We start from the raw sequence: 22,126 nt of genomic DNA on the forward strand, positions 1-22,126 counted from the left end.
CGTCCCGCCGTTCGTGTGGTGTTCAATCATGGAGGTGGTCGAAGTCCTCGGTGAGTTCAGTAAGGTCGAGGCGGTCGATAGTCTGGGCCGTCGGCACGCCGTTTTCGTCCCAACCACGGCGGCGGTAGTACGCGTCGAGCATCGAGTCGAAATCGTCGCTATCGACGACTGCACCTGCGCGTGGCCCTGTCCCAAGCGGCTCTTGGAGCGTGGCCGGCAGCGCATCGTCCTCGCGCGAGATACCTTCACGGACGTTGAACAGGCGCGTCACGTTCCAAACTCGTTCGCCGACTGTGGCGAGTTCCCCGACGGTTTCGAGGCTGACCGATTCGAGCCACTCCCGGCCGAGGTCGTCGAGCGCGTCGCCGAAAAAGTCATCGGCGATAAGACTCCAGAGTATCGACCGCTGGTCCTGTTCGCGAGTGACCTCCGCCGCGGTCCGGTCGGCTCCCCAGTTCCCGTCGAACACCTCGCGCTCGATGGGTCGCGCCCGCCGATGGCACGCACCCCGATCGCTGGTCGCGTACGCGAGTGCCATGCTCTGCGCGCCGCGCGGGTCGTAGGCAGGGAGCTCCATCGATTTCACCGTGGGGACGAGGTCTCGCCCGCCGAACTGCGTCGCCGCCACTTCGACTCCGTCCGCGAGCGCGTCGCCGAGGTCTGACTCGCGTTCCGCAATCTCCCCTAAGAGGGCGCGTGCTCCGTCGGGGTCACCGAACGAGAGTGGGCGGTCGAGTACGTCGGCGGCGTTGGCCTTGATGGTCCATGCGACTGCGCTACCAGCGCTAATGAGGTCTATTCCGAGCCGATCACAGGTCTGTCCCAACGCTGCGACGGCGTCGAAGTCGTCGATGTCGAGTCCGGCTCCGAGCGACATCGCGGTGGCGCCGCGTGGGACGTAATCGCCTTCTTCCGTGGCCACGCGATACCCTCCCGGAGTCGTCGCCTCGGCGTATTCGCGACCGACGGCTCGGTCTTCGACTGTCGTGATTCCTACTTCATCCGTCTCGTCGAAGTGTCCGCCACTCCAGCCTCGCGTCGAGAGTGCGCCGATTTCGTTCGCGAAATCGATCGTCTCGACGGTCCCGCTGGCCCGTAGCCACTGTCCGGTAGAGGTCTCTCGGTACTTCGTCGTGTAGGCTTCTCGCAGGTCGTCTAACCCGTCAGGGGGGTCTCCTTTCGCGATGATCGCCTTCAGCCGCTTCGAACCCATCACCGCTCCCGCTCCCCCTCGGCCCGCGTGGTGGTCGCCGGCGTCGGAGGCGATCGTGGCATATGCGATCTGTCGTTCTCCCGCGGGGCCGATACACGCGACAGACGCGTTCGGGAACGCTCGGGCCGTTTCGACCGTACTGGCTCCCCACGTCTCGGCGGCTTCGATTGTCGCGCTCCCGTCTTCGATGACGAGGTGAACGGGGTCGGACGCGATGCCCGTTACGAGCAGGCCCATGTGCGACCCGAGCGCGCCGGCCAGGGAGTCGGGAAATTCACCCCCCGCGTACGAGTCGAGAAAACACCCTGTCAACGGGGATTTCGTGATGGCGGCGTATCTCGAGTCACCCGGGAGATAGCCCGAGAGCGGGCCAAGCATGAACAGAATCGCGTTTTCTTCGCCGAGCGGGTCGACGCCGGCGTCGAGTTCGTCGTAGAGATAGCGGGCACCCAACCCTTTTCCGCCGACGTATCGCTGTCGCCACCCGTCCGGAATCGGCGTACTCTCGACCGAGCCGGCGGACAAGTCGACTGTGAGGAGTCGGTCAGCGATTGGAGGCGCCATCTGGTCGTTCGTCAGTACCGGCGACCAAAAAGATGATGCCGTTCTCGCGGACCGTCGAGCGATTTCGAGGGGCGAACGTCTCCGACAAAGACGCACAGTTCGGTTTGTTCGGTGTTCGAGGTGCCCAACACGAACGGACAGGAAACCAGAAGTATCAAAGAATAGTCATGATGTGTTTTCACGACGGCAGTTCGGAGAACGGCGGGTTCTGTCTCCTGTGTGAGTCGGCCGCCCCAGTCTTCATTACGACCACTCGTGAGGCGTCACACACATCGACATGTCCACAGCCGAAATACCGATTACGGTCGTTAGCGGTCCACTCGGGGCGGGTAAAACGACGTTGGTCAATCGACTCCTGAACGACCCCGGTGACAGAGACATCGCCGTCGTCGTCAACGATATGGGCGAATTGAACGTCGACGCGGAATTAGTCGCGTCAGAGGCTGACGATGGAGTCGTCGACCTCTCGAACGGCTGTATCTGTTGCCGGTTGCAAGACGACCTCGTGACTGAGGTGACGCGGTTGGCGGAGACGCGTTCGTTCGACTATCTCCTCATCGAGGCCTCGGGAATCAGCGAACCGCTCCCGATTGCGCGGGCGCTGACGGGCGAGTCGAACGAGGGCGGTCTGCCGGAACGACTCCGGTTAGATACCACGGTCTCGGTCATCGACGCCTACGGGTTTTGGAAGGCGTTCGACCCGGCGGAGTCGCTTCCGGACGCCGCCCCCGACCCGGAGCGTCCGCTGACGGAGGTACTCGTCGAGCAGGTCGAGTTCTGTGACGTGCTGTTGCTGAACAAGTGCGATATGGTCCCCGACGATGCGTTGGACGCCGTCGAGGCCGAGATTCGAGAGCTCCAGCCGCGTGCGAGCCTCCACCGGACGACCTACAGCGAAGTCGACCCGACGCGGGTTCTCGATACGAGACGCTTCGATTTCGAGGCGGCGAAGCGCCACCAGGGGTGGAAGCAGGCCCTCGCGAGCGACGGGACCGAGGCGGACCACGACCACGACCACGACACCGACCATGACCATACCCACGATGAGGGCGTCTCGGCAGCGACGGCCCACGGCGTCGAGTCTTTCGTCTACCGTCGAGACCGTCCGTTCCATCCGCAGCGTCTCGACGCGTGGCTCGACGACTGGCGGGGGAACGTCGTCCGCGCGAAGGGGTTCGCGTGGGTCGCGAGTCGTCCCGAGGCGGTTCTCGGCGTGAGTCAGGCGGGACCGTCGGTGCAGGCCGGTCCCATCGGTCGATGGGGAGATGATGACCCCGAGACGCGACTCGTGTTCATCGGTCGCGACCTCGACGAAGACGCAGTAACCCGAGAACTCGACGAGTGTCTGGCGACGACGGACGAGCGAAGGGCGGCGTATCCCGACGACCCGTTTCCCCGCGAGTCCGCCTGATACATAGTGCGAGCGCATACCCGCGTCTTCAGGCGCGGGTCAAGCGGACAATAGCGTACACAACCACCGACGGTAGTACGGCTGGATTTCCCACCGTGTAAGGTGGTTTTAAGACACACGCTACGTATAGTGTGTAGTACGGATGAAGACCACACGGCACGCAACGTACAACCTCAACTACCACATAGTGTGGATACCGAAGTACCGTCGGTCGGTACCCGTCGGTGACGTTGCAACCCGTGTGCGAGACATCCTCCACGAAATCGCTGACGAGAAGGGGTTGGAGATTATCGACCTCACTGTCCAACCCGACCACATCCACCTGTTCGTCAGTAGCCCGCCGAAGCACGCTCCGTCACTTCTCGCCAACTGGTTCAAAGGCATCAGTTCGCGGAAGTACAACCACCGACACGCCGACCACGACAGTGAGAAAATCAAGTGGGTGCGAGGCTACTACGCGGGGACAGCAGGACACGTTTCGAGTGAGACTGTCGAGAAGTACATCCAGCGTCACGAGGAGGACGAACAGTGACCGAACTCACCGAGACGCTGGAACTGAAGCTTGTGGAACCGAACACCCACAAGCATCGGAAACTCTGTGAGACGGAACAGGCGTACCAAGACGCCCTTGAATCCGCGTTCAACGCTAACTGCACCACACAGTCGGCGGCGAACGACGTGGTAGTCAACTACGACCTGAGCGGCTACGCCAAGAACGCGCTCAAGAAGTACGTCCCACAACTCTGTGGCGGAAGCTACGACGCCAAAGAGCTTCACGACGACCACCCCGTTCGGTTCACGAACGAAGGCCCGAAGCTCGACCACAAGCCACAGAACGCTATCGAGTGGTACGTCAAAATCCCGCACCACGACGACTACAACCTCTGGTTGCCCGCGCAACCGAATCCCGAACAGCGAGAGTGGTTGGAAGCGTTGCACGCAGGAGACGCAAAGATGGGCGAATGTCGGTTGTTCGACCGTGACGGCGAGTGGTACTTTCACATCGTCGCCACGCGGGACGTGGAGGAACGAGAGACCAGTTCGGTGGAAACGCCGATTGGGGTAGACATCGGGGAAGCCTCTTTGTTAACGGTGTGTCACCGTGACGAGCGCGGCCCCCCGACTGCACCCAACCTCTGGAACGACGAAGGCATGCGAGTACGGCAACTCCGTGAGACGTACTTCACGGCGACTCGACGCCTTCAAAAACGCGGAAGCGAACGTATCGCTGAATCCTACGGCGACGAGTTGTGGCGACACATCGACCACATCCTTCACACGGTCACGTCGGAGGTCGTCTCCTACGCCGACCGATTCGAGAATCCCGTGTTGGTTCTGGAAGACTTGACGCACATCCGTGAGAACATGGACTACGGCGCGTTCATGAATCGACGGCTTCACGGATGGGGCTTCGCCAAGATGCACGCTCAGATTCGCTACAAGGCGTCTGAGAAAGGGATTCGTGTGGAGACAGTGAACCCCGCGTACACCTCGAAAACGTGCCACTGTTGCGGAGAGACGGGCTACCGTCCGAAGCAGGCGACGTTCAAGTGTTCCAACTCGGCGTGTTGGGTTTCGGAGTACCAAGCAGACGTTAACGCCGCGCTCAATATTGCAGACCGCTACCTCAGTGGAGAGAGTCATTCAAGAGAACACACGGATGGCGATGACTCGGCTGAGGAAGGGGGACATTTGACCGTCCCACAAGACAGCCAAGCCGATGCTGACACCCAGCAAGAGACGCTTGGAACGTATGCGTCTTGAAACCTTAGGGCCGCACTCGGCCTGAAATCCCATGGTGGGATTCCCGCGACTTTAGGCGCGGGAGGAGGTCAATAGGCCGCGCCGAAGTCGACCTCGTCTCGGAGTTCGTCCCACGATTCGTGAAAGCCGTAGGTCGACTCCGACTCACCGCTGATCACCGTCTGATACACCTCGTCGTACTCCAACAACTGCGTCCAACCGTCGTGGTACCGGTAACTGCAGTACTGACACATAGAACGCGATACCGGGCAAACCGGCAAAGGAGTGTCGGTGAGGGGGCCGAGTTGAGAGACTCCGCTACGTTAGGGTTCCAGCAGTACCTTCGTGACTCCCTCCTCGCGGTTGTCGAACTTCTCGTACATCTCGGGCGCGTCGTCGAGGCCGACGCGGTGGGAGACGGCCCAACTCGGGTCGGCGCGGCCTTCGATTATCATGTCCCGGAGTGGTCGGTTGTACTCCTTGACGTTACACTGACCGGTGCCGAGTGCCTGACCTTTCTCGAAGAGGAGACCGAAGTCGATGCCGAGGCGACCCTGAGCGGCCATCTCGTCGGGAGCGCCGGGGTCGTCTGGCACGTAGAGACCGGGAATACCGAGTTCGCCGGTCGGTCGGACCGTCCGAATGAGGTTGTTGATGACGACAGCCGGGTTCTCGCGAGCAGGGTCGTACGCGGCGTCGGCTTCCTTGTCCGGGTCGATAGCCTGGTAGCCGACCGCGTCGACGCCCTTGTCGACGCCGCCGCCGTGAATCTCTTTGATCTGTTCGACGGGGTCGCCCTCCTCGAAGTTGATAGGCGTGGCGTCGCAGTGCTCCTCGGCGAGTGCGAGGCGACTGGGAACGCGGTCGACGACGTAAATCTCGGCAGCGCCCTTGAGCTTGGCGCTGTAGGCGGCCATCAGGCCGACCGGACCGGCACCGTAGATAGCGACGGAATCGCCGGCTTCGAGGTTAGCGAGTTCCGTGCCGTGCCAGCCCGTCGGGAAGATGTCCGCGAGCAGCGCGAACGAGTCCTCGTGCTCCCGTCCGTCCGGTAGCTTGAGCGCGTTGAAGTCGGCGTACGGAATGCGGAGCTTCTCGGCCTGCCCTCCTTGATAGGGTCCCATGGCGACGTACCCGTACGCTCCCCCGGCGAACCCCGGATTAACGTTCGTACAGAAGCCGGTGTAGCCGTTCTCACAGTTCTCACAGAAGCCACAGGCGACGTTGAACGGTGCGACGACGCGGTCGCCGACTTCGAGACTACTGACGGCCTCGCCGACCTCTTCGACGATTCCCATATTCTCGTGGCCGAACACGATTCCCGGCTCCGCGGCCGTCCGTCCCTCGTACATGTGGAGGTCGGACCCGCAGATACAGGTCGTCGTGATGTCGATGACGACGTCGTTTGGATGTTCGATCTGGGGCTCTTCGACTTCTTCGACTGCGACTTCTCGTTCGCCTTTGTAGACGACTGCGTTCATAGACATTGTGTGGACTCCACTCGGCCTCTGCGAACGGTTGCTATTTATATCTCGGGTCGATTCAGCCTTCCTGATATCGGACACTTCACGCTTGAGGAGAGTTTAGTAATGCATTCTCAAAATATCAGAAAAATTATTATGTGTGTTTTCTATGTTGAACTCGGTTCGATTACTCGCTCACTGAAGCTCGAGTTCGAATTCGACGGTCGCGGCCGCGTTCGGCGCTATCTGTCCGACCGACTGTCGCAGGACCGTACCACAATCAACTTCGCCGGAGTCTGTATCTCACGTGCGAGCCGAGATATCCCACAAGCACTCTGTTTTCTTACATGATGTGCGGGGCGTTCGCCCCCGGAATGAATCCACGACGGACCGCCCAAAACGGCTGGCGATGAAGCGCATCAGTAGCACTTCGACACCTCGGCAGTTGTTGGCGCATACTGTCAGGTAACGACGGACAGCGATTTGGTTCTCACCGTGGGACGGCGTCCGCTCGCGCCCGACGCGGAGCGACTCGGTGACACGTCCGACACGTCCCGACGAGAATGCGCTTCCGAACACCCGGTACCAGAGTAATGACTACTTCAATCGCATGTTCTCGGCTCGCTCCGCCGCGAGGTCGGTAATCTCCTCGACGTCGCTATCGGAGCGGTCCGCGAGGACCCGAACCAGCATCCCGAGTTGGACGGCCGCAGTCTCGCGTAACTCCGACGCCTCTTCGGTATCGTTGGCGAAGTAGTACTCGTGTCGACCGTCGTGGTGGACGAGCCCGGTGTACACGGACAGGACGTCGTCTTCGCGAGTCGCATCGGCCGCCTTCTCTCGAACGTCGTCGAACCGTGGGTTCGTCATCATCACGGTAGACGGCACGTCGCCGCCTTAGGTCTTTGCTCCGCTCGCTGTCCCGTCCGGTGCAGTCACCTGTCTCCCGCCCAATCGCGCTCGCGCCGACTTCGACGCGTTCGGGAAACCGAACTCGAAGCCGGTTCCGAACTCTCTCGAATGCCTCGACCCCGCACTCCGGCGCGCGTGGGTTGGGATGATTTTTTAACCCCGCCGTGTCTCTTCATCCGTGAGAATGAATCGCACAGGCGAAGGGCTCCAGTCGCCGACTGTCCGGGTCTCGGGAGCCGGACGAACGGAACACGGCGAGCGCGTCTTGAGCACCGCACGTGCCGCCGCCGACTCCGTCACGGTCCTCCGAACGGGACCCACCGGAATCAGCGAGTACGACCCGTTGGTCCTCGCGACCGACGCGGGGCGGACTGTGTTTTTCCCAGCTCCGGAGACGCCGAAGGTCCGAGACCTCGTCGCCGCCATGGAAGATGGGGAGTTACCGACGGACGGTGGCGCAGCAGTCGTCGAACATGACGTCGAGACGACGACGCTTCCGGTTCCGACGGACGGGCCGTTCGCGGTGGGGGAGCGGCGCGTCCTCGGTCCCTGTGGGTGGGTCGGCCCCCTGGACCCGACAGCGTACCAGTTTCACTCGCTCGATAGAGACGCGGGCGCAATCGCGGACGCTGGGCTCGTCGGTCGCGGCAGAGGTGATGCCACCGCTGACGAACCGGTCGCGGACGCTTGGCGACGCGCACGAGAGGCCGACGGCGACCCAGTCGTCGTCGTGAATGCAAACGACGCGGACGACCGGCAGCGGGCGGACCAAACGCTCCTCGCCGGGTCGCCGATGTCGGTGCTCGACGGAGTGGCGGCCGTCGCCGAGTACCTCGATACGACCGATGCGGTCATCCACCTCGCAGAGACCGACACCGAACTCCGGGAGCGTCTTCAGCAGGCCATTTCGGCCGCTGCGGACGAACTACCGGTCGTTCCGGTACTCGTCGCAGGCCCCGACGAATACCGTGCCGGCGAACCGACGGCGGCGCTCGAAGCGATAGAGGGTGCGGATAGAATTGAGCCCCGTCTCCAGCCACCGTCGCCGGCCGAGTACGGGCTCTACGGTCGCCCCACGGTCATCCATACGCCGCGGACCTTCGCCCATATCCATCTCGCGCTCTCGGACCCGGAGGAGACCAATAGAAGCGGGTCTGGATCGGCGACGCGACTGCTGACTGTCACCGGCGACGTGACTGCCCCCGCGACGATAGAGTTGGGTTCTGACGCCCACCTCTCGGCGGTTCGGAACGCCGTCGAACTGGAGGGTTCGTTCAAGATGGCCTGCGTCGGCGGGGTTTTTGGAGGAGTCACCCGGACGCTGGATATCGCACCAACCGTAGCCGGACTGACTGCGGCTGGCCTCGGAACGGAGGGCGTCGTCGAACTGTTGAACGATGAGCGGTGTGCGGTTGCGACTGCCGGAGACCGAGCGCGCTTTGCCTCGGAAGCCAACAGCGGGCGGTGCGTTCCGGGACGAGAAGGGACCGTTCAACTCACCGAGCTGTTGCGAGCGGTCTACCGAGGCTCGTTCGACCGGGGGAAAATACGCGAACTCGGCCGGGTCATGACTCAGTCGAGCAACTGCCTGATCGGTGCCCATGCACCGCGTCCGGTCCTGACTGCGATGGACGAGTTCGAATCGAGTTTCGAAGCACATGCTGACGGCCGCTGTCCGAGCGGCACCTGTACTGACAAACTATGAGTACTGACGACCCACTCCCGGGCGTTCCGGAGATAGACGACCCACAGCACGAGACAGCGGTCACGGCGGAGTTTGAGACCGGGACCGCGAACGACCCACCCGTCGGAACCGGCGGTGAGAGTCCAACGACAATCACGGTTAACGGAACACGGGTTACCGTTCCACCGGGGTCGACTATCATCGACGCCATGCAGGCCGTCGACGACGAGATAGTGAGCGTGGACCCCGGTGCCGACAGCCTCGACGAGGACGCTGACGTTCCGGCGCTCTGCTACTACGACCGCGAAGGCGATGCGAGCGACGAAATCGGCCCTCGGAGCGAGTGTCGAACCTGCATGGTCGAAACGGACGAACACGGGGTTGTCCCCTCCTGTTCGTTCCCAGCTGAGGATGGGCTGACGGTCGAGACCGACACGGCGACCGCCGAGGAGTGCCGGAGCGTCAATCTCGACCTCGTCCTCTCTAACCACAATCTGCGCTGTACGACCTGTAACGGAAACGGACGCTGTGAACTACAGGAGACGGCCATCAGCGAGGGGGTCGACCACCCGCGCTACGGCGTCTTCGACGAGCGCAGCGAATACGAACCGCTCGACGACAGTTCCTCGTTCATTCAGATCGACCGCAACAAGTGCATCCTCTGTAACCGGTGCGTCGAGGGCTGTAACGACGTTCAGGTCGAAGGCGTCCTCCGCATCGAGGGCTCCGGGGAGGACACCCGCATCGGCTTCCAGTCCGACGCCGAGACGATGGCCGACTCCGACTGCGTCTCCTGCGGACACTGCGCCACGGTCTGTCCGACCGGCGCCCTGACCGAGAAGGATATCGGCGGTGCCGGGACGCTCCCGCTGCCGGGATTCACACAGCGGAACTCAGTCGGACGAGTCATCGAACACGAGGAGGTAGAGACGCTCGACGACACGACGGCACCGAACCGCTCGCCCGCTCCCGGTAGTGCGGGGAGTGCTGGGGACGAAGCCAACGCAAGACAGGAGGAGCAAAGCGGTGTCGCCCGCTATATGGATCAGAGCAAACGCCGGGCGTCCGACTTCCTCGAAAAATACGGTCGGAAGGCCGTACTCGCGGGCGAACACACCGCGGAGAACATTGCGGCGCAGACGCTGCCAGAGGGTCGGCTATTCGACATCGCGTCGCTCGTCAGCGACTACCGATTGGGCAAGGTCGACAAAGCGGAGACGACGTGTGGGTTCTGTGCGGTCGGCTGTCGGTTCGAGATGTGGGGCAAAGACGGCAACGCCCTCGGCGTCCAACCCGTCGACGACCCGGACAATGCACCGGCCAACAACTTCTCGACGTGCGTGAAGGGGAAGTTCGGACACGACTTCGCCAACAGCAAGAAGCGGCTCACGAAGCCACTGATTCGAAACGAGGACGGCGAGTTCGAGGCGGCCTCGTGGGACGAGGCGCTCGACTACGTCGCCAGCGAACTCCACGGGATTCAGGACGAACACGGCGTCGACGCGGTTAGTTGCCTCGCGTCGTCGAAGGGGAGCAACGAGGAGGCGTATCTCGTCCAGAAGTTCGCTCGACAGGTGCTCGGCACGAAGAACATCGACAACTGCGCCCGACTCTGTCACTCGTCGACGGTGGCGGCGCTCCAACAGACGCTCGGCTACGGCGCGATGACGAACCGCATCAACGAGGACATCGGCGAGGCCGACGCCTACCTCATCAGCGGGTCGAACACGACCGAGTCGCATCCGGTGTTGGCGACTCGCATCAAGCAGAACGTCCGCGACGGGGCCGACCTCGTGGTGTTCGACCCCCGGAAAATCGGCATCGCCGAGCACGCCGACCAGTACACGAGAACGACGCCCGGCTACGACGTGGCGTGGCTCAACGGACTCATCCGATACCTCATCGAACACGACCTGCACGACGAGACGTTCATCGAACGGAATACGAACGGGTTCGAGGAGGTCAAGCAGAAGGTCCAGGCGTTTACACCCGAGAAAGTCGAGGAACTGGCCGGCGTCCCTCCAGCAGAACTGCAGTCGGCCGCCGAGACGCTCGCAAACGCCGAGAACGTCGTCTTCGGCTGGGCGATGGGGATGACCCAATCCAGCCACGGGACGGAAAACCTCCTCGCGATGGCCGACCTCGCGCTCACGCTCGGGCAGGTCGGGAAACCGGGTGCCGGACTCTCTCCCTTCCGGGGCCAGAACAATGTGCAGGGCGGCGGCGACATGGGTACCCTGCCCGGCAGTCTCCCCGGGTACCAAGACCCGGCCGACGACGAGGTCGGCGAGAAGTTCGCCGAGGTGTGGGGCGAACGTCCGCCGGCCGAACCCGGGCTCAAAGTCCCGGAGATGCTCAGCGAGGCCCACGAAGGCAAACTCCGCGGAATGTACATCGTCGGGGAGAACCCCGCGCTCTCGGAACCCGATATCCAGCACGCCGGTGAGGCGCTCGACGGCTTGGACTTCCTCGTCGTACAGGACATCTTCATGACGGAGACTGCAGAGCACGCGGACGTGGTGTTGCCGGCGGCGACCTCGCCGGAGAAACACGGCACCTTCACCAACACCGAACGTCGGGTTCAGCGGGTTCGAGCGTCCGCGGAGCCGCCCGGAAAGGCACGCCAGGACTGGGTGATAACGCAGGAACTGGCGGCCAGGCTGGGCTACGACTGGGGCTACGACCACCCGCGGGAAGTCATGGAGGAGATCAGCGACCTGACTCCCATCTATGGTGGCGTCAGTTACGAGCGTCTCGAATCGGGCGACGAGCACGGACTCCAGTGGCCCTGCTGGGACGAAGACCATCCCGGCACGCCGTATCTCTACGACTACGAGGAGGGAGCGTTCAACTTCGACGACGGCCTCGCCCGCTTCGTGCCGGCAGACGGCGGCCATCCCGGTGAACTACCGGACGAGGAGTACCCCCTCACGCTCACGTCCGGGCGGGTTCTCTATCACTGGCACACCGGACAGATCACCCGACGTGTCGAGGGGCTTATGAGCCACGTCGGCGAGAGCTTCGTCGAAATCAGCCCGACGACCGCCGCGGAACTCGGCGTCTCGGACGGCGAGTACGTCAGGGTCGAATCCCGCCGTGGCGACATCGTCGTCAAGGCGGAGGTGACCGACCGCGTCGGCGACGGAACGCTCTTCATCCCGATGCACTTCGCGGCCGGTGCGGTCAACAAACTCACGCAGGAAACCTTCGACCCGCAGGCCGGCATTCCGGAGTACAAAGTGTCGAGCGTGCGCGTCGAACCGCTCGGACCGGATGCCGACCCGGACGTGCTGCGGACTCCGGACGCAGGTGCTGGCAGCGCCGACCGCGGCAGCGACTGATTGCGGGGGTCGCTTCGTTTCGCCGGACTGCTCTACAACACCTGGCGGCTTGCTGACTCCCGCTGAAAGCTGGGATTTGTGGCGGGGTGGACTACGCGCCTGTACTGGCGTTCTCGGCTCACGGGCGGTCGGAGCTTTCAATAAAGTGAATAGCGCTATATCTATTATCGGTCGGTGGTGTCCCACCCATCCTCCGGGGCTGTGAACGCGCCACCGACGGTCGAGTTTGATTCTCCCGACAGACGCTCGTGTGTTGATTCTCTATCGGTTCGTCCGTCTCCTCAATCTGCTCCGCGCGGAAGGACGTATCCACACGAGTCGCAGACGAAGGCGACGGCGCGAACATAGTGAAAGTGCTCCCCGCCGGCACGCTCGGACCGGGGTTCGTCTCGGCGCTCGGCGGTCCCCTCGGACACATCCCGACCGTCCCGACCGGCGGGGTCGGACTGGACAACGTCGGCGAGTTCGGCGTTATCGAAGCGAACGCCCGCGCGTTCAGCGCGGCCGTCGAGGCCGCCCGAACCAAGTAAATTCGGCCGGTTTCGAGGCCGTGGTTCGTTACTGCCTCGTCGGTGCGTCACGTTCGACTACAGGTGGGCGCGACCGAGTTGCAGGGTATATCGACTGACACCTCTTCCATCTGCGGGTGAGGGAATTCCGACCGTGTTTGAGATATCACGGGTTGCAGTCTCTCTCCTGTTCGTGCCACCCAACCTGTGTTGGTTTCGTCCGAGGTGCAGGGAGGGCTCTCGATGGGTCTCTGCCCCATCTGAATTGTATATACGTAGAAATATTGTAGCGCCATTCAGAAAATCTGAATATTCCAAATAATCTAGATACTCTAAACAATTTTGTATAGTGTGGCCCCACCGAGATTATAGCTTCACCGTGTTATTTCTATGTTCTATCTGGGGCTAACTATTAATTTTTGGAAATCAATACAACTCAATCAGTTCGATTCGCCATCCGACTAGGAATCTTCCCCGAACTGTTATTGCATATTTTGAGCACAATCTGATGCGTACCTTCGGAAGCGACTGTCCAAATTCTGACGTCGGCCGTCCTCGTCGGCAACGGTCTCCAACCCCGCACGTAACCGTCTCCGATACTATTTATACCAGAAGCAATATGGAAGTGACATGAGCCGACAGCGACAGCGCAGAGTCTCAGTCGACCCCGTCCGACCGCCGAACCGACCCTCCTCGGGGGGCCAACTATGTCGTTGACGGGGGCGTTCACGAACGCGATTCTCCCGATTCTCGGCGTCGCCGTCGTCGGCTATCTCCTAGCACGAACGACGGACATCGACGTCGGGCCGATAAACACGCTCGGATTGTACGTTCTCATCCCGGCGTTGGCGTTCCACAGCATCGCCACGACGACCCTGGACGGCGGTGAAGTGCTCAAACTCGGCGTCGGCGTCGTCGGCTACGCGCTCCTCATGATTGCTATCGCGTGGGGCGTCGGCCGGCTCGCGGGCGAGTCGGGGCCGCTCCTCGGCGCGCTCATGCTGGCGGCGGCGTTCCCGAACTCGGGCTTCGTCGGCATCCCGCTGTCCGGGTTCGCGTTCGGCGAGGTCGGACGAACGACCGCCGTCATCTACCTCACCATCCAGAACCTCGTGGTCTACACTCTCGGCGTCTACATCGCGTCCAACGGCTCCGACAGCGGAGTTCTCGACGCAGTCACGGAGATATTCCGTCTCCCTCTCCTGTACGCCATCATCGCCGGCGTCATCGCCCGCGCGCTCGGTCTCGTCCCGCCGGCCGATTCGGCGCTCATGGAGACCGTCGGACTCGTCGGCGACGCGTCGATTCCGGTCATGTTGCTCATCCTCGGCATCCAGCTGGCGGAGACCAACGTGTCCGTGATATCGCGGTCGCTCGCGCCGACGGCGCTGAAACTCGTCGTCGCGCCGCTCGTCGGGTTCGGACTCGCGCTCGCGTTGGGGTTCAGCGACCCGACCGTCGCGAAGGTGTTCGTCCTTGAGTGTGCCACTCCCGCCGCGGTCATCCCGCTGGCGCTCACCATCGAGTACGCCGACGAGACGGCGGTCGACGGTATCACCGCCCCCGAGTACCTCAGCACGACCATCTTTACGACCACCGTCGCCAGCGTCGCCGTCCTGACCGTTCTCGTGGCGGTCTTGCAGGCGGGGGCGCTGTTCTGAGTAACCTCGGGACGGCGGTATTCGGGCCCGTTATCGACGAACGCTCTAGATTCACATTTCGAAAGCACCGTTTCTGATACCCGGTCCACTTCTCGCGTGAACCTCGAACAAGGGTCTCGCGGCGCACCACGGAGTCGCGCTGGTTGTTGTCTCGTAAACGCGGCGAGCCGTAGCGGCAGTCGCTTCTCAGGTGGGTGTCAGGAGAGTGCCAGCGCCACGAAGCCGCTCGACACTACGCGGGACGGTACAGCGTAGAACCGACTGATGACCCCACTGCGGTCTTCTCCCGTCTCGTAAACTGCGAACGGTGGCACACTGGATTACAATCATATGTCTGTAATGGAATTGTTACAGATATACGCCTGTAATCTCGACTGAATATGCGGGTCGAGCGTCGACTCCGAGGGACACCGCACTCGCGTTTGTACGCCTCCATTCTCGATATGAAAATGAGTGTTTAGCGGCCGCCCCGTTCGTCACCACGCGACTCACTCTCGATACGAGAACGACGGTCGTGTTACCGGTCGTAATCCGCATCGCCCGCGTGAGGCGAACAGTCTCCCGGGCTCGACGAGGCGGATAATCTCCTGTACCTCGGCCTGATTACGCTCGGTCTCGGGGGCGTTCATGGTTCGGTCACCGGTGGGGACGTTCACGCTCTGCTCGGCGATTATATTGATGTATTAATAATTTACAACACGCAAACGGAGTGGTCCGGCCACGCGGGTACTGACGGTTCGAATCGGAGTGAATCGGCGTTTGAGGCTATCTGTTGCCGGTTCTGTAGCGAAACTCGCTCATTTCGGCCCCACACCGTCGTTTTCCTCTCGAAAATGCTTGGGGCCCTCGTTGGCGCTCGCCGGGCTCTCTGACCGCGTTCCGACCACCAAAATATTTAATAATTGATACTGTTTGACTCAACACGTCATGGTATCCGAAAAGCGGTTCGTCCAGGCGGACGACGTAGAGACGATTCAATTGGACTGGGGCACGCTGAAGTGGATGAACACACCCGAGGTCACCGGCTCCAAGGGGTTCAGCGCCGGCGTCGTGTTGCTCGAACCCGGGAAGGGCCACGAGCGACACACCCACCCTGATAGCGAGGAGATACTGTACATCCTCGGCGGCGAGGGCGAACAGACCATCGAGGACGAGACCCGGACGGTCGGCGCGGGCGACATGGTTCACATCCCCAGTGGCGTCGAACACAGCACCATCAACACCTCGTGGGAGCCGCTTCGGTTCCTCGCTGTGTACTGCCCGCCCGGCCCGGAAGCCGTGATTCGCGAGGACGACGACGCGACGGTCTTCCCGCCCGGCGAGTTCCCGGACAACTGATTCGCGCGGACGAGCGACTTCGTATCGACGCCGTTTCGGTCGGGTCGCTCGCCCGACGCCCGGCCGCCGGTCGATTCTTCCGAAATATTAAAGTCGTATGCGATGGCCTGTCAACTCGGATGAAGTATACTCGTGCTGAATCACTCGACCGTATCGAATCCACGATCGAATCCGGCGACCCCGTCATCGGCGCCGGTGCCGGAACCGGCATCTCCGCGAAGTTCGCGGAACGCGGCGGCGTCGACCTGCTCATCATCTACAACTCGGGGCGCTACCGGATGAACGGTCGGGGCTCGCTGGCTGGTCTCCTGCCGTACGGCGACGCCAACGAAATCGTCGTCGAGATGGGCCACGAGGTCATCCCGGTCGTCGAAGACACGCCGGTGCTCGCCGGCGTCAACGGGACCGACCCCTTCCGCGAGATGAGCGTGTTCATCGAAGACCTGCGCCGTCGCGGCTTCTCCGGCGTCCAGAACTTCCCGACCGTCGGACTCATCGACGAGGACAGCAGCTACCGGAAGAACCTCGAAGAGACCGGCATGGGCTACGACAAGGAGGTCGAGATGATTCGCGAGGCGAACGAGCAGGGTATGCTGACGTGCCCGTACGTCTTCACCGAAGAGCAGGCCAAAGCGATGACCGAGGCCGGTGCCGACGTCATCGTCTCCCACATGGGGCTGACGACCTCCGGCGACATCGGCGCGGAGACGGCGCTCGACCTCGACGACGCGGCCGAGCGCGTGCAGGCGCACCACGACGCCGCCAAGTCGATCCGTGACGACGTTCACGTCATCTGCCACGGCGGCCCCATCGCGTGGCCTGACGACGCGGAGTACGTCCTCAACAACACCGAGGGCGTCGTCGGCTTCTTCGGCGCGTCGAGCATCGAGCGCCTCGCCACGGAGGAGGCCATCGAGAATCAAGCGCGCAAGTTCAAGGAAATCGACTTCTGAGGGCTTTCGAGACGTTCTCGTTCGAGCGATTGCTACCGCTGCGGTGATTAGTCGTCGCGGAGGCGGTCTCGCGTACAGTCGGATTACTCGACTGCGTACACCTTCGCGTCGGTCCCACCGAAGTACAACCGCCCGTCGACGAGCGCCGGGCTGGACCCGACGCCCCGCCCGTCGATTTCCATGAACCACTCTTCTTGCCCGTCGGTCGTGATGGCGTGGACGCCGACCCCGTCGCCGTCCGACTGCCGGTGCGTCCCGACGTAGAGCGTGTCCTCCGTCAGGACGGGACTGCTCCCGACCTCCAGCGCGGGCGTCTCGAAGCTCCAGTTCTCGGCGCCGCTCTCGCGGTCGAAGCGGAACACCTTCGCGTGGTTCGTCGTCGGGTCGTCGAGCGTGTTGTACGGCGTGTGACCGACGTAGACGGCTTCCTCGCCGACCGCGACAGAGCCCGAGATGTATCGGCCCGCCGTGTCGGCGAGCCACTCTCGCTCGCCCGTCGCCGCGTCGGCGGCGTGGACGTTGCCGTTCCAGTCGGTGAAGTACACGGAGCCGTAGGCGACCGCCGGGCTCGACCAGATCATGTCGCGGGTCTCGTAGCGCCACTCGACCTCGCCGGTCGAGCGCGACAGCGCGTACAGCGCCTCGTCCGAGGAGCCGACGTACACGCGGTCGTCCGTGACCGCCGGACTGCTGACGACCTCGTCTCCGACCTCGTAGTGCCACTCCGTCTCGCCGGTCTCCGCGTCGAGCGCGTACACCCAGCCGCTCTCCGAGACGTTGGCCTCCTCCGCGTACCACGCGCACGCGAGGTTGTGACAGCCGACGCCGGTGTAGACCGTCCCGTCCCAGACGGTCGGGCTCCCTCGAATCAATCCGTCGAAGGCCCGGGACCAGCGTTTCTCGCCGGTCTCGGCGTCGATGGCGTACAGGTGTTTGTCGTACGACCCGATGTAGACGATACCGTCGGCGTAGGCCGGCGTCCCTTCGATTCGATGGCCCGCTTCGAAGGACCAACGGTCCTCGCCGGTCTCCGCGTCGAGCGCGTACAGGGAGCTATCGGCGCTCCCGATGTAGACGGTGTCGTCGGCGACGATTGGGCTTCCCCAGAACGCCCCGTCGGCCTCGAAGGTCCACTCGACCGAGGGTTCCGAGTCGAGCGGGGACACGTCGCCGATGTAGCCGGTGTTGTACCGCCCCCCGCGGAACGTCGGCCACGAGGTGACCGGTTCGGACACGGGGTGGCTCTGCGACGTAGACGCGACTGGAGGTCGCTGACACCCCGCGGCGAACGTGAGCGCGGACGAGGAGAACGCGGCGAGAAATCGTCGTCGGTTGGTCCGTTTCATGTCCCGTGTGTTCGAGTGTCACGAAATAATATTGTCGACTGACTGACGGCGACCGGGGCGAAGAACCGACTTCGAAATGCGAGACTGAGCGCCGGGGCAGGAACCGGAACGAGAGCGGAACGAGAGCCGCGGAGCAAATCGGAACGAGAACGGACCGAAACGGAAGCGAGGTGGGAGAAAAAGAGCGCGTCCGTCGCGCCGAGGGGCGCGCGTTCGGCGCGGTCAGACGACGAGGTACTCGTCGAGGTCTTCGGATTCGAGTTCGTCCACGGTCCCTCTGTAGACGATGTCGCCCTGGTCGAGCACGTAGCCGCGGTCCGCGATTCGGAGCGCCTCGCGGACGTTCTGTTCGATGAGGAGCACCGTCAGCCCCTGGTCGGCGATTTCCGCGACGGAGTCGCCTACCGCCTTGACGATTTGGGGGGCCAGTCCCTCGGTCGGCTCGTCCAGCAACAGCAGCTTCAGGTTCGGGAGCCTGAGCGTCCGCGCGATGGAGAGCATCTGCTGTTCGCCGCCCGAGAGCGTCCCGGCCTGTTGGGTCCGCCGCTCGTCGAGCCGCGGGAACAGGTCGTACAGCTCGTCTATCGACATCGTGCTCTCGCCGCCGCCGAGGCCGCCCCGGCGGATGGTGTTCCACCAGCCGCGAGTGATTTTCGACATCTCGAGGTTCTCCTCGACCGTCAGTTCGGAGAACAGCCGACGACCCTCGGGAACGACGCCGATGCCGCCCATGGCGATGTTGTCGGCCGGCCAGTCCGTGATGTCGTCGCCGTCGAACCGAATCGACCCGGACCGAATCGCCGGCGGTTCGGTCCCGGCGATGCTGCGGACCGTCGTCGTCTTCCCCGCGCCGTTGCGGCCGAGGAGCGTGACGACCTCGCCCTCGTCGATGCCGAGCGAGACACCGCGGAGGATGTGGCTCGGTCCGTAGTAGGCGTGCACGTCGTCGAGTTCGAGCAGGCTCATTGTTCCCCACCTCCGAGGTAGGCCTCGCGAACGGCCGGATTCTCCCGAATCTCCTCGGGGGTACCCTGCGCGATGAGCCGTCCCTGATGGAGCGTGAAGATGCGGTCGGACACGTCGAAGACGATGTCCATGTCGTGTTCGACGAGGAAGATGGTCATCCCCCAGTCGGCGAGGAGGTCGTGGATGAGGTCGACCGTTATCTCGGTCTCCGTCGGCGACATGCCGGCGGTCGGCTCGTCCATGAACAGCAGGTCAGGGTCGGTCGCGAGCCCGATGGCGACCTCTAAGCGCCGCTTGTCCCCGTACGGGAGCGAACCGGCTTCCATCCGGGCCTTCGAGTCGAGGCCGATGGTCTCCAGGATGTCGTTCGTCCGCGCTTGGACCTCGTCGAACGAGTCCCGCCGGCAGAAGAAGTTGACCCGGAACGAGCCGTGTTCGGCCGCGAACGACGCGACCTGCACGTTCTCGCGCACCGTGAGTTCCGGGAGAATCGACGCCGTCTGGAACGACCGGCCGACGCCGAGCTGTGCGATTTCGAACGGCTTCATGCCGACGAGTTCGTTCCCGGCGTAGAACACCTCACCCTCGGTCGGGCGCAGCCGACCGGTGATGGTGTTGATGAGCGTGGACTTGCCAGCCCCGTTGGGGCCGATGAGGGAGACGAGTTCGCCCTCTTCGACTTCGATGTCGACGCCGTCGAGCGCCGTGAGTCCGCCGAACTCCTTGGTGAGCCCGTGGGTTTCGAGCAGCGCCATCAGTTCTCACCTCCCGAGGAGTCGCCGGTCGAGTCGCCGCCCGTGAGGGAGTCAAGCAGTTCTCTGGGTTCGCGGAGCGCGCCGGTGAAGGCGGTCGTCATCCCCCAGATACCGTCGCGGTAGACCCACACGACCGTGGTAAACGAAAGCGAGAGCAGGAGCAGCCAGTAGTTGCCGAGCGTCGGGAAGCCGTTGACGATGCCCTTGAAGTAGAAGAACACGAACGTCCCGATGACCGGGCCGGCGAGCGTGCCGAGGCCGCCGAGAACGGTCATGACGACGACGTCGCCGCTGACGGACCAGTAGAGCCGCTCGACGCCCGCGAACTGGGTGTTGACGGCCATCAGGCCGCCTGCGAGGCCGACGATGGACGCAGAGAGGAGGAACGCCGCGAACTTGTAGCGCCAGACGTCGAGACCGACGAACGCCGTCCGCGTCTCGTTCTCGCGAATCGCCTTGAAGATGAGTCCGTAGGGCGACTTACGGATGCGCGTGATGGAGGCGACGACGGCGACGAAGAAGACGCCGACGAAGAGGTAGAGGTTGTTCACGACGAGTTCGCCGAGGAGGCCGCCGTACTGGTGTTCCAGTTCGAAGAACCCGAGGACGGGCGACCGCGGCACTTCGAGGCCGTTTATGCCCTTGGTTATCTCCACGAGCGGTTCTCGGGCGAGGAAGTAGAGGAACTGGCCGATAGCCAGCGCCACGATGGAGAAGTACACCGTGTGGAGACGCAGGAGAATCAGCGCCGCGACCGCCCCGAGGGCGACCGCCGCCAGCGTCGCGACGACGATAACCGCCAGCGGGTCGTTGTACACGTGAATCGCGAACAGCGCCGCAGCATAGCTCGCGGTTCCGAAGAACATGGCGTGCCCGAACGAGAGGAGGCCGGTCTGGCCCAACAGGAGGTTGAACCCGAGCGCGAATATCGACCAGATGAGGATCGTAACCGCGAGTCCGTGATACCCCTGGAAGATGTCCGAAACGACCGGTGCGCGGCCGAACGCGTACGAGAACGTCAGGACGAACAGCACCGACGACAGGAGGACGAACGACTCGGTGTGTTTGATTCCGTCCCAGGTGTCCCAGCTAATCAACGACGATTCTTCGTCTACGGTCTTGTGGATGTTGTCCGTGCTCATTGTCCGACCTCCGCCGAGGGGAAGATACCGCTCGGCCTAATCGTCAGCACCACGATGGCCAGCAGATAGATACTGGCCTGCGTCATGCTCGGTTCGAGTTCCGTCGCCACCGCGAAGGTGAGCCCGGCGAGGAGCGCGCCGACAACGGTCCCGCGCAAACTGCCGACGCCGCCCATGATGACGATGACCAGCGACGGGATAATTATCTCCATGCCGATTTCGGAAGTCACGTTGAACAGCGACCCGCCGAGGACGCCGGCGAGTCCCGCGTAGGCGGCACCGACGGCGAATATCAGGAGGAACGGCCTGCCGACGCGGATGCCGAGCATCTGCGTCATCTCGGAGTCTTCGGTACCCGCCCGCACGGCCAACCCGTAGTCGGTGTATTTGAAGAACGCGAAGATGCCGGCGACGAGCAACAGCGTGAGCGCGACGACGAGGACGCGTATCGTCGAGGCCGCGCTCATCCCCGGCGGCGTGCCGATGAGGGGAAGCGAAATCGCGCCCGTGAGCCACTCGGGCCGGGGGTAGATGGTCCCCGTCCGGCCGAAGAGGATGGCGACTAACTCTTGAGCGGCGATGAGGATTCCGAATGTCACCAAAAGCTGGTCGAGAAGTTCTCGCTCGTAGAACGGTTTTGCGATCCAACGCTCCATCGCGACGCCGAGGACGAAGATGACGACCGGCGTCAACACGAGCGCGGGTATGAACCCCCAATCGAGTCCGACCTGCCCGAAGTCGCTCAACAGTCCGCCGTACTGTTCGCTCGACGCGATGAGGAGCCCGATGTACGCGCCGCTCAAGTAGAGGACGCCGTGGGCCATATTCACGTATTTGAGCGACCCGAACACGATGGACAGGCCGACCGCGACGAGCAGGTACAGCGACGCGACGCTCAGCGCGATGAAGAGGAACCCGACGATGCTGTCGATATTCATCGTTTCCACCTCGGTACAGATGTGAGTAAGCACTTCATGGTGTGCACGATTATTCATGAATTCTTCAGTATGTTAATCTTGTGTTTCGCTGACTTCTGGCATGCCAGCGGGCCACTCTCCGGGTTCGTCGGGGGCGGTCCCGGATGTCGGCGCGGCGCGAATGCAGTCGAGTGGGAGAATGGCGTGC

General features: G+C 63.0%; 17 protein-coding genes and 1 pseudogene. 9 read left to right on the plus strand and 9 right to left on the minus strand.

Features of this window, described 5'->3' with window-relative positions:
* Window positions 1–22: 22 nt before the first annotated feature.
* The gene (locus DEQ92_RS13665; RefSeq protein ID WP_115820970.1) at window positions 23–1,777 is read right to left on the minus strand and encodes an aldehyde ferredoxin oxidoreductase family protein; all 1,755 of its coding nucleotides are present in this window, start codon (window positions 1,775–1,777) and stop codon (window positions 23–25) included.
* A 277-nt stretch (window positions 1,778–2,054) separates the two neighbouring features.
* Between DEQ92_RS13665 and DEQ92_RS13670 the strand changes: the two genes are divergently transcribed.
* The 3 genes from DEQ92_RS13670 to DEQ92_RS13680 all read left to right on the plus strand — a co-directional run bounded on the left by DEQ92_RS13670 (window position 2,055) and on the right by DEQ92_RS13680 (window position 4,952).
* Entirely contained in the window at window positions 2,055–3,188 is a 1,134-nt protein-coding gene (locus DEQ92_RS13670; RefSeq protein ID WP_115820971.1) for a GTP-binding protein, read from the plus strand.
* Between the two features lie 142 nt (window positions 3,189–3,330).
* Entirely contained in the window at window positions 3,331–3,720 is a 390-nt protein-coding gene (tnpA, locus tag DEQ92_RS13675; protein WP_115805550.1) for an IS200/IS605-like element ISHvo18 family transposase, read from the plus strand.
* Entirely contained in the window at window positions 3,717–4,952 is a 1,236-nt protein-coding gene (locus DEQ92_RS13680; RefSeq protein WP_115820972.1) for an RNA-guided endonuclease TnpB family protein, read from the plus strand. Before tnpA ends, DEQ92_RS13680 begins: the two co-directional genes overlap by 4 nt.
* 68 nt (window positions 4,953–5,020) lie before the next feature.
* Here DEQ92_RS13680 and DEQ92_RS23905 read toward each other — a convergent pair whose 3' ends face one another.
* The 3 genes from DEQ92_RS23905 to DEQ92_RS13690 all read right to left on the minus strand — a co-directional run bounded on the left by DEQ92_RS23905 (window position 5,021) and on the right by DEQ92_RS13690 (window position 7,267).
* The gene (locus DEQ92_RS23905; RefSeq protein ID WP_193493643.1) at window positions 5,021–5,185 is read right to left on the minus strand and encodes a hypothetical protein; all 165 of its coding nucleotides are present in this window, start codon (window positions 5,183–5,185) and stop codon (window positions 5,021–5,023) included.
* Between the two features lie 69 nt (window positions 5,186–5,254).
* Entirely contained in the window at window positions 5,255–6,412 is a 1,158-nt protein-coding gene (locus tag DEQ92_RS13685) for a glutathione-independent formaldehyde dehydrogenase (protein WP_115820973.1), read from the minus strand.
* Between the two features lie 579 nt (window positions 6,413–6,991).
* The gene (locus DEQ92_RS13690) at window positions 6,992–7,267 is read right to left on the minus strand and encodes a hypothetical protein (protein ID WP_008097301.1); all 276 of its coding nucleotides are present in this window, start codon (window positions 7,265–7,267) and stop codon (window positions 6,992–6,994) included.
* A gap of 223 nt (window positions 7,268–7,490) precedes the next feature.
* On the opposite strand from DEQ92_RS13690, the gene DEQ92_RS13695 reads away from it, so the two are divergent.
* From DEQ92_RS13695 to DEQ92_RS13720, 6 genes and pseudogenes are all read left to right on the plus strand, one after another.
* Window positions 7,491–9,011 carry an NADH-ubiquinone oxidoreductase-F iron-sulfur binding region domain-containing protein gene (locus tag DEQ92_RS13695; protein ID WP_115820974.1) on the plus strand — a complete coding sequence of 507 codons (1,521 nt, stop codon included), beginning with the start codon at window positions 7,491–7,493 and terminating at the stop codon, window positions 9,009–9,011.
* Window positions 9,008–12,331: a formate dehydrogenase subunit alpha gene (fdhF, locus tag DEQ92_RS13700; protein WP_115820975.1), complete on the plus strand. Its 3,324-nt coding sequence runs from the start codon at window positions 9,008–9,010 to the stop codon at window positions 12,329–12,331. The genes DEQ92_RS13695 and fdhF overlap by 4 nt, the downstream gene beginning before the upstream one ends.
* 335 nt (window positions 12,332–12,666) lie before the next feature.
* Window positions 12,667–12,861: pseudogene (locus tag DEQ92_RS13705) on the plus strand (2-dehydro-3-deoxyphosphogluconate aldolase); the annotation flags it as partial.
* 686 nt (window positions 12,862–13,547) lie between these two features.
* Window positions 13,548–14,501, plus strand: coding sequence for an AEC family transporter (locus DEQ92_RS13710; RefSeq protein WP_004971734.1), 954 nt, complete (start codon window positions 13,548–13,550; stop codon window positions 14,499–14,501).
* A 927-nt stretch (window positions 14,502–15,428) separates the two neighbouring features.
* Window positions 15,429–15,839 (plus strand): cupin domain-containing protein, encoded by a 411-nt coding sequence (locus DEQ92_RS13715; protein WP_115820976.1) that lies wholly within the window; start codon window positions 15,429–15,431, stop codon window positions 15,837–15,839.
* A gap of 119 nt (window positions 15,840–15,958) precedes the next feature.
* Window positions 15,959–16,792 carry a phosphoenolpyruvate hydrolase family protein gene (locus DEQ92_RS13720; RefSeq protein ID WP_008096729.1) on the plus strand — a complete coding sequence of 278 codons (834 nt, stop codon included), beginning with the start codon at window positions 15,959–15,961 and terminating at the stop codon, window positions 16,790–16,792.
* An 83-nt stretch (window positions 16,793–16,875) separates the two neighbouring features.
* Here the strand turns inward: DEQ92_RS13720 and DEQ92_RS13725 are convergent, their stop codons facing one another.
* The 5 genes from DEQ92_RS13725 to DEQ92_RS13745 all read right to left on the minus strand — a co-directional run bounded on the left by DEQ92_RS13725 (window position 16,876) and on the right by DEQ92_RS13745 (window position 21,939).
* Entirely contained in the window at window positions 16,876–18,138 is a 1,263-nt protein-coding gene (locus DEQ92_RS13725) for a PQQ-binding-like beta-propeller repeat protein (protein WP_115820977.1), read from the minus strand.
* A 222-nt stretch (window positions 18,139–18,360) separates the two neighbouring features.
* Window positions 18,361–19,104, minus strand: a complete 744-nt coding sequence (locus DEQ92_RS13730; RefSeq protein ID WP_004971743.1) for an ABC transporter ATP-binding protein — start codon at window positions 19,102–19,104, stop codon at window positions 18,361–18,363.
* Window positions 19,101–19,859 carry an ABC transporter ATP-binding protein gene (locus DEQ92_RS13735; protein WP_115820978.1) on the minus strand — a complete coding sequence of 253 codons (759 nt, stop codon included), beginning with the start codon at window positions 19,857–19,859 and terminating at the stop codon, window positions 19,101–19,103. The genes DEQ92_RS13730 and DEQ92_RS13735 overlap by 4 nt, the downstream gene beginning before the upstream one ends.
* Window positions 19,859–21,001 (minus strand): branched-chain amino acid ABC transporter permease, encoded by a 1,143-nt coding sequence (locus tag DEQ92_RS13740; RefSeq protein WP_008096732.1) that lies wholly within the window; start codon window positions 20,999–21,001, stop codon window positions 19,859–19,861. The genes DEQ92_RS13735 and DEQ92_RS13740 overlap by 1 nt, the downstream gene beginning before the upstream one ends.
* Window positions 20,998–21,939 (minus strand): branched-chain amino acid ABC transporter permease, encoded by a 942-nt coding sequence (locus DEQ92_RS13745; RefSeq protein WP_008096734.1) that lies wholly within the window; start codon window positions 21,937–21,939, stop codon window positions 20,998–21,000. Before DEQ92_RS13745 ends, DEQ92_RS13740 begins: the two co-directional genes overlap by 4 nt.
* Window positions 21,940–22,126 lie beyond the last annotated feature (187 nt).

This window comes from Haloferax sp. Atlit-6N (genome assembly GCF_003383195.1).
Taxonomy (GTDB): Archaea; Halobacteriota; Halobacteria; order Halobacteriales; family Haloferacaceae; genus Haloferax; species Haloferax gibbonsii.